The 13,297-nt window shown below is 30.8% G+C and carries 10 protein-coding genes; 7 read left to right on the forward strand and 3 right to left on the reverse strand.

The genetic code is table 11. From position 1 onward, the window contains the following. Positions 1 to 66 precede the first annotated feature (66 nt). The 6 genes from ACUUYC_RS18655 (at position 67) to ACUUYC_RS18680 (ending at position 9,508) form a co-directional block, all read left to right on the forward strand. A complete protein-coding gene (locus tag ACUUYC_RS18655; RefSeq protein WP_474268213.1) occupies positions 67 to 954 on the forward strand; it encodes a glucosamine inositolphosphorylceramide transferase family protein in 888 nt (295 codons plus the stop codon). Further along, a complete protein-coding gene (locus tag ACUUYC_RS18660; RefSeq protein ID WP_474268215.1) occupies positions 955 to 1,962 on the forward strand; it encodes a glycosyltransferase family 4 protein in 1,008 nt (335 codons plus the stop codon). Positions 1,963 to 2,320: 358 nt separating this feature from the next. Beyond that, the gene (locus ACUUYC_RS18665; RefSeq protein WP_474268217.1) at positions 2,321 to 3,601 is read left to right on the forward strand and encodes a phenylacetate--CoA ligase family protein; all 1,281 of its coding nucleotides are present in this window, start codon (positions 2,321 to 2,323) and stop codon (positions 3,599 to 3,601) included. A gap of 8 nt (positions 3,602 to 3,609) precedes the next feature. After that, the gene (locus ACUUYC_RS18670) at positions 3,610 to 5,007 is read left to right on the forward strand and encodes a sugar transferase (RefSeq protein WP_474268219.1); all 1,398 of its coding nucleotides are present in this window, start codon (positions 3,610 to 3,612) and stop codon (positions 5,005 to 5,007) included. Between the two features lie 222 nt (positions 5,008 to 5,229). Next, complete coding sequence (locus ACUUYC_RS18675) at positions 5,230 to 6,576, forward strand: SWIM zinc finger family protein (protein WP_474268221.1); 1,347 nt, start codon at positions 5,230 to 5,232, stop codon at positions 6,574 to 6,576. A gap of 1 nt (position 6,577) precedes the next feature. Then, positions 6,578 to 9,508: a DUF6493 family protein gene (locus ACUUYC_RS18680; RefSeq protein WP_474268223.1), complete on the forward strand. Its 2,931-nt coding sequence runs from the start codon at positions 6,578 to 6,580 to the stop codon at positions 9,506 to 9,508. Here the strand turns inward: ACUUYC_RS18680 and ACUUYC_RS18685 are convergent. Continuing rightward, entirely contained in the window at positions 9,505 to 10,683 is a 1,179-nt protein-coding gene (locus ACUUYC_RS18685) for a lipoprotein N-acyltransferase Lnb domain-containing protein (RefSeq protein WP_474268225.1), read from the reverse strand. The genes ACUUYC_RS18680 and ACUUYC_RS18685 overlap by 4 nt on opposite strands. Positions 10,684 to 10,691: 8 nt before the next feature. Then, complete coding sequence (locus tag ACUUYC_RS18690; RefSeq protein ID WP_474268226.1) at positions 10,692 to 11,750, reverse strand: putative type IX sorting system protein PorV2; 1,059 nt, start codon at positions 11,748 to 11,750, stop codon at positions 10,692 to 10,694. Positions 11,751 to 11,894: 144 nt separating this feature from the next. Between ACUUYC_RS18690 and ACUUYC_RS18695 the strand changes: the two genes are divergently transcribed. After that, on the forward strand, positions 11,895 to 12,641 hold the full coding sequence (locus ACUUYC_RS18695) for a CDP-alcohol phosphatidyltransferase family protein (RefSeq protein WP_474268229.1): 747 nt from the start codon (positions 11,895 to 11,897) through the stop codon (positions 12,639 to 12,641). Between the two features lies 1 nt (position 12,642). Here ACUUYC_RS18695 and ACUUYC_RS18700 read toward each other — a convergent pair whose 3' ends face one another. Further along, the gene (locus tag ACUUYC_RS18700; protein WP_474268231.1) at positions 12,643 to 13,125 is read right to left on the reverse strand and encodes a hypothetical protein; all 483 of its coding nucleotides are present in this window, start codon (positions 13,123 to 13,125) and stop codon (positions 12,643 to 12,645) included. Between the last annotated feature and the right edge of the window lie 172 nt (positions 13,126 to 13,297).

Here is a 13,297-nt window from a genome sequence, read left to right on the forward strand (position 1 = left end):
AAACTCGTACTAATCATTTTTATACTAGGATTCTTATTCTCTAGTTATATAGCGTATTGTTATTTCATGAAAAAACCTGTACCATTCTTTGGTCGAAAAATTACAGGAGCTTATTATTCTATAGGATCAAGTACATCTAAAAAACCACTCGATTGGAATATTAAACAGACAAAAGTATTTAACAGGGAAGCCAATTCTATTGCTAAAAACCTGCTTATGGCTGATCCTTTTTTACATGAATATAATGGAAAATGGTATGCTTTCTTTGAAATAATGAACGGAAAGCATGCTGATATTGGTGTTGCTGTTGAAGAAAATGATTCATGGAAATACTTAGGAATTGCACTGGATGAATCGGTTCATTTATCATATCCATTTATGTTTAAAAAAGATGGAATTACCTATATGATTCCTGAAACGAAGCGCCATGAGCAAGTTCGTTTGTATAAAACAGACAATTTTCCATTTGATTGGAAAGTAGACAAAGTATTGATTGACCATGAGCGTTTGGTAGATGCAACCTTGTTTGAAAAAGACAATGTTTCGTACATATTCGCGACTAAAAACAACGAATTAAAACTTTATTATTCAGATAGTTTACACGGAAATTGGCAAGAACATCCAAGTTCACCTTTAAAGACTGGAAACTATACACGTTCAGCAGGAAGAGTGTTTCAAGAAGATGGAAAAATGATTCGTTTTGCACAAGATCATTTTGGAGGTTACGGACGCGCAGTGTATGGTTTTACTATCGATTCTATTTCAAAAACATATTACAAAGAAACACAGCTTCCAAACAATCCAATTTTGAAAAATCAAGGTGATTCGTGGGCAAAAAACGGGATGCATCATATTGATATTCATAAACTACCAAACGGAACGTACAAAGCTATTTATGATGGTTATGGATACGGAACGGAAAAAATAACCTTTAGCTTTTCAAATAACTTTTAGATGATTATTTACGTTGGAAATATCGTCTCAGGTCATGGAAAAACGGCCACAACTATTGAAACGTTGGGGAAATTACTCCAAAACGAAGGTTATGAAATTCGCCTGACTTCCGACAAGAAAAATAAAGTCTTGCGTATGCTTGACATGCTTTGGACGGTTTTTAAATACCGAAAAAAAGCATCTAAGGTACTGATAGACACGTATAGTACGTCAAACTTTTACTATGCTTATTTGGTAAGTAAGTTATGTATCTTTCTGAAAATCAAATACATTCCAATTCTTCATGGTGGAAATTTAGAAGAACGATTAAAAAATAGTGTATCAAAAAGTACTACAATTTTTAAAAATGCTCAGGTTAATGTAAGTCCATCACTGTTTCTAAAAACTAAGTTTGAAGCACATGGTTATTCGAACTTGATTCATATTCCAAACAATATAGAATTACAAGATTATCCTTTTACAGAACGAAAACAAGTAACTGCAAAGCTTCTGTGGGTTCGTTCGTTTGCCGAAATTTACAATCCAACAATGGCTGTTAAAGTGGCTGATGCTTTGAAGAAGAAAGGTTTTGAAGTTGAATTGTGCATGATTGGTCCTGAAAAAGACGATTCTTTTACAAAAACAAAGGCATTAGCAAACGAGTTGAATGTAGACGTTACATTTACTGGAATGTTATCTAAAAGTGATTGGATTTCACGTTCAAAGAACTATGATATTTTTATAAATACAACCAATTTTGATAATACGCCAGTTAGTTTAATAGAAGCAATGGCGCTCGGAATGCCTATTATTTCTACAAATGTTGGAGGAATTCCATTTTTAATTACAGATAAAGAAGATGGATTATTAGTTGAGCAAACTAATGTAGATGAAATGGTAAATGCGATTAAATCACTTGTAGAATCACCAGAATTAGTTCAAAAAATAACCAAAGAAGCAAAACAAAAAGTAAATCTATTTGATTGGGAAGTTGTGAAACAGCAATGGGGAAAATTGTTAGATTCCTAAAAAAGTTGAATTGTAAAAGTGTACACAGTTTGTTTTTTCCGAAGTATAGTAAGTATTTTGCGTTAAAAATTTTTGAATCCTTGGAGAAAATTTAGGAAAATAATTACGGTTTTAGTTTTCGATAGAATAACTAAAAATACCTCTGGAAAAACTCCCTTTCTTTTGTTTCTTTTCTTTGGGAAAGCAAAGAAAACGAAAACATTAAATTGATAAAAGAGGTCTATATTGAAAATTTTAAATGAATTTATATAGCTAAGTTCAATTAAAAAAAATAATTTTATTCCTTCAATAAAAATCTATCGTCATAGACATTTCATAACTCATAAAATTTAATTACTTTCACTTTCAACTAACCATAATGATGCTTCATAAATTACTTTATAACTTAGGTGAACGGCTGCGAAATCCTTCTATACGGAAGTGGTTTGCCTTTTTGAAAACATCTGAGAAATGGTCAGTTGAACTATTAGAAACCTATCAGTTAGAGCAACTTATAGAGTTGATTACATTCGCGAAAGCAAATTCTGAATACTACAAAGAACAATTTAAAAATATTGATGTTGCATCTTTTTCGTCATTAGAAGACATTAAACAATTACCATTATTATCAAAGTCTGACGTGATTGAACACAACGAAGCAATTCATACGAAACATTCGTTCAAAAAAGTATTTACAGCAACAACTTCAGGTTCGTCTGGCGATCCGCTAGTGTATAAAAGAGAAGAAGAGGCTGATTCATTTAATAGGGCTTCTATTTTTAGAGGATATTCTTGGCACAATGTACAAGCTTGGGAACGAAACGGTTATTTTTGGGGATTTGATTTTTCAGGATTTAAACGATTTAAAGTGGGTGTTTTAGATGCTTTACAGAATCGTTTTAGAGTGTTTGATTATAAAGAAAAAGCGTTTAATCAATTTGTAAAGAAATTACAGAAAGCGAAATATATTCATGGGTATTCGTCTATGATTTATCAATCTGCAAAGTTGATTAATGATAAAAACCTTCCAAAGCCGAAGCAGTTAAAAATGCTCAAAGGAACTTCGGAGAAAATTTACGATAGTTACAAAGAAGAGATAAAAAAAGCGTTTGGCGTGCCGATTATTAGCGAATATGGCGCAGCAGAAACTGGAATTATTGCTTTTGAATGTGAACATGGACAGATGCATTTGAATATGGAAGGTGTTATTGTTGAAGAAATTGACCATCAAATTGTGGTGACTAATTTACAAATGAAAGCATTTCCAATCATACGATATCAATTGGGTGATTATATTCAGTTAGCGCCTAAAAATAAGGTATGTACGTGTGGAAAAGCACATTATGTTTTAGAAGAAGTTACGGGTAGAATAGGAGAGAATGTTTATGGAAATCAAGAAATTTATCCAAGTTTGTATTTTTATTATATCTTTAAAAATTTAGGTAAAAAACATAACATAAAACTTACGTATCAAATTATCCAAAAAGAAAAAGGAATTCTTATATTTAACCTCAAAGAAACACTAACCGAAAAACACGAACAATTACTAAAACAAGAGATTTACAACTACTTCAACGATGATATTACCTACAACATTTATCAAAATGTGAAGAAAACAGTTGTGAAAGGAAAGACTAAAAGTTTTATCTCTTATATTTAGTATTCATTATGGCCTCACAATCTAACATACATTTCGAAATTTCGGAACGTAAGCTACTGCTTAGGTTTTTTGATGTTTTAGCTTTATTGTCTGGACTCTATGTTGTGTCTAGCACTTTTGATTTTGACTACTTTAAGCTAACACATGAGCGTTGGTTTTGGTCAGTAGTTTTAATAGCTTATTATATGCTATTCTCTACAGTACTAGAAATGTATAATTTGCAGAAATCTAGTAAATACGACAGTACTTTTCAGAGTTTAGTGTTAACTGTTTCTATTACGGTTTTATGCTACTTACTAACACCGTTTTTTACACCAGAATTACCTGAAAATCGTTTACAAATTCTCTATTTCTTTTTAGCAATCTCGGTTTCTATCTATTTATGGAGATGTGCGTATATTTTCTTTATTTCATCTCCTAGATTCTATAAAAACATTCTGATTATAGGAAATAAAGAAGAAGTTTGCATTATAGCAACAGCGATTAAAAACAATACAAATTATTCAAAAGTTGTCGGTTATATAAATTCGAGCGCTACAACTGCGGATGATTCTATTGATTTAAGTGATTTTGAAGAAATAACAAATTTAGATTTACTTAAAGTAGCTAAAGATAAAGCCGTTTCCGAAATAATCATAGCAAGTAATGAACGTAAAGAACTGAACAAGCCATTGTTTGATGGTTTAATCTCCTTATTAGAAACTGGTTTGCCGATTAAAGAATACATTCAAGTATATGAAGAATTAACGTTTAGAGTACCTGTGCAATACGTTGGAAAGGATTTTTATAAGTATTTTCCATTTAGCCGAAGCAATCAAAACAAGTTGTATTTATTCTTTCATCGTGTATTTGATTTGGCTTTTGCGATATTAGGGTTGACAATAAGCTTGCTCTTTTTACCACTAGTATTCATTGGAAACTTAATCGGAAATAGAGGTCCATTATTTTATACACAAGAGCGTGTTGGTAAAAATGGAGTTCCGTTTAAAATTTACAAATTACGCAGTATGGTGATCAACGCGGAAAAAGATGGCGCAGTCTGGGCAACGAAAAATGATAACCGAATTACTAAGTTTGGTAGTTTTTTGCGTAAATCGCGTTTGGATGAAGTTCCACAATTTTTCAATGTCTTGAAAGGCGAAATGAGCATGATTGGTCCACGACCAGAACGTCCAGCGTTTGTAAAACAGCTTTCAGAGAGTCTCACGTTCTACGAAATACGTCATATTGTAAAACCTGGCGTAACAGGTTGGGCACAAGTAATGACAGACTATGGAGCGTCAATGGAAGATAGTTTGCGCAAACTTCAATACGATTTATATTATATAAAACACCGAAGCTTCTTTTTAGATTTAAACATTATTGTTAAAACCTTGAGTACGGTATTGTTTTTCCGTGGTAGATAATTAGACAGTTAAATCGCTAGATTTTTTATTAATTCAACATTCCAACATTTCAATCCTGTCTTTGCAGCAGATTTACGCTAGCATTAAATATATTTCTTTAAATTTTTCTATCTTACGGTAAGAAAGAATACAGATGATGTATATTCTTTCCGAATTTCCCTCAGAAATAATGATTTATAGCATTTTTAGAACATAATAAATCAATTTTTTAGAAAAATATATATGGCAACAAATACCGTAAACTATCAGTACAATACACTTTCAAGTTTACAAAATACCGATGGACAAGAAAATTTATTGCTTTCTAAGTTTAATGAAGTTAATAAAGGAAGTTCTCCGTGTTTTTTCTGGGGAAAACTAAATAATCCGTATGAATTGTCAAGATGCTTGATAACCTTATCAAATACGGTACAATCGAGTTTCAATTTGTCTCCATTTCAATTAGCCTTACTAAAAGATCCAATTGTAACAGCTGGAAACAATCAAATACGCTTTGAAGGATTTTCACATTGCGCTGGTGTGTATGCTAGGGTAGATGTGCTAGAAAATGGTCAAGATGGTGAATTTATCGAAAACGGAACCACAAATGTTGATTTTAATACGCCTTTGATTTCTGAGTTAGGGAAAATTAAAAAAAATGATGATTTAATCTTATCTGTTGGACAAAAAGAAGTTGGTTTTCATAAAGATGGTGAAAGCTTTATAGAACGAAAAGTACCATTGCCAACCAAATGGATTAAAGGATTGACAACGGTTCAGTATTACTTTTCCGAATCTGATTATGCGGTAACACTTAGTAGAATTCAGGCTTTACAATTATTTAAAACGATTCCTTCAGGGAAAATCAAAAATGATTACTTTCTGATTAAAAGAGGAAGTAAATACATGTTTAGTCCATTAAAAGCGAATAGTGCCATTTGCATAGGAGGAATTCATCGATTAAAACTATTACAACCGTTAATTCCGTTAATCAATGAGTTAAAAATATATCCACAAAAAGACATGCAATCGGTCACATTTATTTTGTGTTTCAATGAATTGAATTTTGTCTTTTCTGTTTCCAGAGATTTTTGGCGTGGATTTTCGGGTGAAGGCGCTGCTTTAGAAGCTTTGATTGAAGATTTACCAGATACACTAATAAAAGCTTTTGATAACTATTCATATACAAATCAGGAATTTAACCCAACACTACTTTCATTTGAAGCTGGTATTGATATTTCAAAAATTGACAAATTAGCCACAAAGTTATCTGCAATGGGTTTATTAGGTTATGATTTAGATAAAAACGGTTTCTTTTACCGCAGATTACCGTTTAAGTTAGAACGAATTCTAGCATTAAACCCACGATTAAAAGGAGCTGAGAAACTTTTAGAAGAAAATAAAGTATTGATAACTTCAAAAAAAGATAATGAAATAGAAGCCAGCGTAGAAGGTAGTGGAGTGCAGCATTATGTAGTGTTAAAAGGTGATATGCAAAAGTGTACCTGTACTTGGTTTAGTAGAAATCAAGGAGAACGTGGCGTTTGTAAACATATTTTAGCCGTAAAGAAAAAGGTAAAATCAATTTAATATGTTGATAGAAGAACTCAAAGAAATAGTTCGTAAAGAACAAGATGTTATTCCTTTTTTAAAAAAGCTTTCGCTCAATGCAAAAGAAAAAAAAGCATTTGTTGCAGAAATAAAGGAATTGCGAGCTGTTGTATTTAATCGTAAAGAGGTTAGAGAGAAAACAGAATGGGGAATTTCGTATTCAACTGAGCAAACGCACACAGATACACAAGAAAAAATAATGGACTTAGCCTGTTTTGTTTTTTATAATAAAACGGATGCTAGGAAAGTTTTTTCTAATTTTTTGGTTGATGATGACCTTATGAAACACGTACTTCCATGGTATATTCCAAAATGGTATAGTGATTTAGTAAACGAAAAAAGTCCTTGGAAATTAGATTATGAACGGTTAATTCTACTATATGAAACTAATTATTTAGAACCTACAAAAGCACTTGTGATCGCTAAATTACCAGGCGTTCTTGTGGAAAACAATTGGGAAAAGTCTAAAAATAGGATGCTTTATCGCCCTGAAACTTTACTTATAAACGAAGTAACGCTACAAACTCATATTTGGTATTTATTTGAAGAAGAATCAGGAATTAACCATCATAATTATATTCTAGATTTTGAAAATTATAAAAAAATTGATGATGTTTGGATACATACAATTACCAATTTGGTGCAAGAACAAAAAATAGATCGTACTAAAACCTTAATTCAAACAATATATACATCTACCAAAGGATTTAATAAAAATTTAAGTGGTTGGTTTTTTGATCTTTTAATTAAGTTAAATCCAATAAAAGAAGAAGTTTTATCGCTTCAAGATGAATTTTATGCAGCTCTGAATTCACAACATTCAAAAGTAATCAATACAGTTTTGAAATATTTTAAAATTGTTGCAATTGACAAAAAGTTTAAGCATACTATTTTTATTGAAAATGCTTCTATTTTATTGAGTTCTGAAGTGAAATCTGTAGTAAATTCTACTTTAATGATTTTAGACAAAATTGCAAAAAGCAATAAATCACTTCATATCGACATCTGTAAAAAAGCTTCTGAAGCTTTATTGAATTCTGATGAAAAAATTCAAGTACGTGCTGCAAAAATCATTGAAAAATATGGTGATGTAAAAGATGAAGAACTCTGTGATGAAATATCTATATATGCTGACAATTTATTATATGCTTCAAAAGAAATTATTAGTGAATATATACAAGTTGAACCTTCAGATATTATTGAAGAAGAAGAAATTGTAGAAGTGAAAGTGCTTTCTTCTCATACTAAATTACCAATTTATGAAGGTTTTGATGATATTTTCTTTTTTGTGAATCAAGTTTTAGATAATAATGAAAATTATCATATAGACTTGTTGTTTGTCTATTTACCAAAATTGAATGTACTCCTAAATAAAAAAAATGTATCAAGATTAGCACCTTTGTTCAAACGTGCTTTTGATTATTCTGTTGCTGATGATTGGAGTAGTCAAAGAGGACATTTTGAAACTATGATTGCTTATTATATAAATGATTTTGGTAAGCTTTTAGTTAAAAAATACCCAACTGAATTAGCTGATTTTTGGAAATATCGCGATAAGCGATTTAAGGAAATAAATAATATAAAAAGATATAAAGCAGCGTATGGAAGTCAATCCATTCCTGACTATGCGTATAATGTGCATCGTTTTTTGTTTATGCAATCAAAAGTTTATTTCAAAAACAAAGAAGATTTTGTATTCCTATCTACACCAACACATGCACCATGTTGGATTGCTCCAGAAGTATTTTTAGATCGAATGCTTACGATACAAAAAATAGGCGCAGGTTTTGAGTATTATGATTTTCAAATTGCTTTAGGAAGAATTCCTTTAACGGAAATTACCACAGAAATTTCAGCTAAGATCGATCAAATTGAAAGCAAAGAAATTAAAGGAATGTTACGTTACTTCTTTGGGCAAGTCACGCTACAAGAAAGCACCATTTTCAGACCAAAAATATGGTTACAAAGTATTCTGACTAGAAAAAATCCTACTGATATTGCATATTTTGAAGAAACTACATCGTTTTCCATAAAGCGTGAAACGGCTTCGTATACATGGACATGTAAACCAGTAAATAGTGTATATAAAGAGTACAATTATAATAATAAAGAATACGATGATAAAATTGTAATAGAGAAACGATTGGAGTTTGATGATTTTATTCCAAAGTTTTTTAAAGAGCTGTCTTGGTTCTCAAAAATTAAGAATATTTTCAAAGGTAAAAAAGACGGGAAAAGTAGTAAAGTCTTTGATGATGAAAGTATATATAAGTTGATTAACTTTAGAAAAGAGCGTTATCATACAACGATTCGCCCTAAAGATGATATCAAATTTTTATTTCTTGCGCCCAATAATCCTGCACCGTATTTAGCACAAATAATTCATTTTAATTTAGTTGAATCGACATTTTATGATGAAAGTGGTAAAAAGAATATGATTAATGTTTTAAAGGGATTATATGAAATATGGTACCGTTCAGATTATAGTAAAACAACGTATTTATTTTTAGCAACAGGATTTTTGTGTAGCGATAAAGTTGCACGAGAAATTGCAGCAGAAATTTGGATAAAAACAAGTTCAGAAGCAACAATGAACCATCTTCTTTTAGGTAAAACAATAGGAAAACTACAGTTTGGTGAATACGCACCAATGAAGCGATTTACAGACATTCTTATGCAAAACATGTTTAATGTTTCAAAAACGCATAATACTCACTTATTCAAATTTATTGATGCGATTATTCAAGAAATGAATGATACACCAATGCGTGGTCTTAAAAAACTCTTAGAATTCTTTTTAGAACTCAAACGAAACCTTTCTGATGCAATCATAAGTGATGAAGCCAAAGAGAAACTACATGTTTGGAAAGCTACTAAAACACTGAAGCCAGTGATAGAGAAATTGGTTTAGTCTTCTTTCAATTTTAAAAAGTAAGATGTTAAATACGCATATCGAACAGCTAATGCAATTAATAATGGAATTGCAGCTAATGCGAATATTTCGAAGTTAATTAACCATAAGAAGACCATCACGACTAATAAAACAAGTAGAAACGCACTATGTCTCCATAGTTCTCGGCATTCTTTTTTGGCTGATAAAAATTTATACGCAAAGAATATATTTATTGGAAGCAACCACAAAACATTCATATTTGTCGCTGTTGCTGTATGATCGGTAGCAAACCAAAGCAACGTAATTACGATACCTGCAAGTCCAGTGAAAAGCATAATGATAAAATCAAGCCAACGTGTACGTTGTTGCTTTTTAAAGTCTAAAAAGGTAATAACTAGTATGATCAACATGAAAATTGTAAATACCACATATGGACTGAAGATTTTACTATTGCTTATCTGCTTTTCAGATGCTTCTAATATAAGTTTTGTGTTTTTTATTAATGGTGTGCCATTTTGTTTTGTAGCAGTCGCAAATGCTATAAAAACGTATTCAGGTAGAAACTGATACTCTTTCGGGGATGCATTTTTGTCAATTACAGCACCTAATGCAATATCAATTCCGAAACTAGACCAAGAATTTGAATCTAAGTTGTCGTGTATTAAATCTCTAAACGTTTTTTCTTCCGTTACATGATTTTCATTAAATATAAATATATCTCCAAAACTATCTTCAATGATATCTCTTTTTTTTGTTGCACAATTATTGAAAAAGAAATCATATTTGTAGAAACGATTTTCTTCTTTATAATTGTTTTCTAAGTAATCTAATAATGTACGGTTTTGTACCGGTGTAAAGTCTAATATTTGTTCTTTAACCCAACGTTTTTCATATTTATAGGTTCGAATAAAGTTTTTAAAACTCGTTCTTCCTAATTGATATGGTAATTTTCCTTGTACAAATTTTAAATAGAAATTGGACGTGTTAAAGTCAAAAACACCATAATTATAGACAACATCATATCCGTATACAGGATCTTTTAAACGAAATGCACTATGTCCGAATGAAGAGTACAATTCTTCTCCAGCGCCACAAGTAACTATTGAGAATTCTGCTTCTGGTGAAAGCTTAATTTGTTGTCCTAAAAGGATTCCAGTGTAAAGAAAGAGTAGAAGTAGAACAACTTTTTTCATTGTTTATATTATCTAAATAAACTCCAATCGATTTTAAGCGAGAATACATTTGAATATACAGCAGCACTTTGATCTCCAATGTCTGTCAACGCATAATCAACTTGAATTCCTTTGTACTTAAAACCAATCCCTAAGTTAGGTTGAAACGTTAATGATTCTGAACCAAAGTTGTTTTCATTTTGGAAGTTTCCAACGCCGGCTCTTAAGAATACTAAGTCTGTATATGCAAATTGCAATCCGACAGCTGGTGTAATACTTGCAAAAGAAGTAGATATTAAGTCATTTGTTTCTGCAAAACGCATATTTAAATCAACTTCTGCAGTTAATTTATAATCGTAATTAAAAGTAAATGATCGTGCAACTCCTAATTGTAGTTTTGGAATTGTAATTTCAGTCGTTTCAGGTAAATCTTGTGCAGGAATTTGATCACTTACATTACTGAATAAATCTTCATCAATACTCCACGTGTTGAATGTTGTTGTAATATCTCGTGCCATTACACCAAATTGCCAATCTTTATGTTTAAATTGAATTCCTAAATCAAATCCAAATCCCCAAGAAGAAGCAAAATCACCAATGATTCTACGAATTACTTTCGCGTTGATTCCATAATTTAATCCTTGTACAGGCAATTTACGTGCATATGAAAATGTAATTCCGTAATCAGCCGTAGAAAAGAGGCTAATTCTATTAAAATCTATATTTCCTTGACTGTCTATTAATTGTGTTGTGTTTAAAATATCATCAACTCCAAATCGAATTAAAGAAATTCCCCAAGCACTTCGGTCATCAATAGGCATTGCAAATGCTGCGTAGTCATATAAAGCAATGTTTGCAAAATAACTAGAGTGCATCAATGCAATCTGTTTATCTTCCAAACCTATTAATCCTGCAGGATTCCAGTATCCAGAACTTACATCATTAACGTTTGCAACAACGGCATTTCCCATACCAAAAGCAGCTGCATCAACACCAATATTCATGAATTCATTCGAATATTTCACCACAGTTTGACTGTTAGCGAAATAGGCACTTGTGAGTAGGAGCGTGAGTAATAACTTTTTCAAAGAGTGTAAATTTTATACAAATATGCGATTTTCTACCCTAATAAACTCAAAAAAAACATAGATATTGTGCGTATTGCTGTAACATTTTACAATCTTTTTAATGGAGTTTGTAAAGTTTATTTATTTTTACAAAAAATCATATACATGAACATAAAAAAACAGATTCCAAATTTCATCACACTTTTGAATTTATTTTGCGGTAGTTTGGCCGTAATTTTTGCTGTGAAAAATCAATTGGAAATAGCTGCATTCTTTGTGTTTTTAGGAATATTCTTTGATTTTTTTGATGGCTTTGCAGCCAGAGTTTTAAAAGTCCAAAGTGAATTAGGTTTACAACTAGATTCATTGGCAGATATGGTAACAAGTGGTGTTGTGCCTGGAATTTTTATGTATCAGTTGTTTAATAGATCGTTGAGAATTGATGAAAAAATTAACGATGGACATTCTTGGTCTGATGCATTGCATTGGTTTCAAACAGAAGTACATATCTTGCCATTATTTGGTTTAGTTATTATATTGGCTTCTGCATATCGTTTGGCGAAATTCAACATTGATGATAACCAAACATCTTCTTTTATAGGATTACCAACACCTGCAAATACCTTGTTAATTATATCATTGCCATTAATTTTAATGTATCAAGGAAGTGAAACAATTAATGCAATTCTTCTAAATAAATGGGTTTTAATAGGATTAACGGTACTTAGTAGCTATTTATTAAATGCAAACATTCCATTATTTGCATTAAAGTTTAAAGATTGGAGTTTTAAAAACAACATGACGAAATACATTTTTATCATTTCGTGTATTCTGTTACTTATATTTCTTCACTTTTTGGCAATTCCAATCATCATACTATTATACGTATTAATATCGTTGTTTAAGAAATAACCTAATTGCCATTTTCATCATCACAATCGTGATCGTGTTTACATGTGGAATTGATAATGGTATATCTTTTAGAAATTTGTTCATGATATTTATACTGAAAAACCTCTAGCTTTTCTGAATTGATTTTGCCTTTAGAAGTTAGTACTTTTTCTCTCAACAACCATTTTATAATATTGATAAGGCTTTGCTTTTTACCCAATCCTATGTAACTATTTTCTGTGGTTTCTATATTAATTCTTTCGTTTAAGAACTTAATATTAGTGTGCTTAAAATCAGATATTTCAAACCCTACAGGTGGTCTAACGAATACTACTTCATTTCCTTTTAAATCATACACAGAATACATAGTTTCTCTTATATCTGATTTTAAAACGGCAACTTCATCAAAGTAAACAATATCTTTTTTAATTTTTACTTTTTGAGCATGAATAATTCCTGTAATAAAAAATAATAGCAATACTAAAACGGTAGATTTTAACTTCATAATATTTTTAGTTTTAAAACGGTTTAATATTTCAATATAACTTCAAAACGTGTGCCGAAAATTAGATCGCTATTCTAATAGAAGAATATTAAATATTTGCTTTTTTACAGTTCCGTAGTTGCAGTTAAGAATATGCTAATTAACATACTTTAACGCACGTGTTTTGTAGGTT

This window comes from Kordia sp. E (assembly GCF_056033805.1).

Coding starts and splice junctions, on each gene's coding strand:
- ACUUYC_RS18695 (WP_474268229.1), top strand. CDS start 11,895: ATGAACATAAAAAAACAGATTCCAAATTTCATCACACTTTTGAATTTA.
- ACUUYC_RS18685 (WP_474268225.1), bottom strand. CDS start 10,683: ATGAAAAAAGTTGTTCTACTTCTACTCTTTCTTTACACTGGAATCCTT.
- ACUUYC_RS18670 (WP_474268219.1), top strand. CDS start 3,610: ATGGCCTCACAATCTAACATACATTTCGAAATTTCGGAACGTAAGCTA.
- ACUUYC_RS18655 (WP_474268213.1), top strand. CDS start 67: ATGAAAAAACCTGTACCATTCTTTGGTCGAAAAATTACAGGAGCTTAT.
- ACUUYC_RS18660 (WP_474268215.1), top strand. CDS start 955: ATGATTATTTACGTTGGAAATATCGTCTCAGGTCATGGAAAAACGGCC.
- ACUUYC_RS18680 (WP_474268223.1), top strand. CDS start 6,578: ATGTTGATAGAAGAACTCAAAGAAATAGTTCGTAAAGAACAAGATGTT.
- ACUUYC_RS18665 (WP_474268217.1), top strand. CDS start 2,321: ATGATGCTTCATAAATTACTTTATAACTTAGGTGAACGGCTGCGAAAT.
- ACUUYC_RS18675 (WP_474268221.1), top strand. CDS start 5,230: ATGGCAACAAATACCGTAAACTATCAGTACAATACACTTTCAAGTTTA.
- ACUUYC_RS18700 (WP_474268231.1), bottom strand. CDS start 13,125: ATGAAGTTAAAATCTACCGTTTTAGTATTGCTATTATTTTTTATTACA.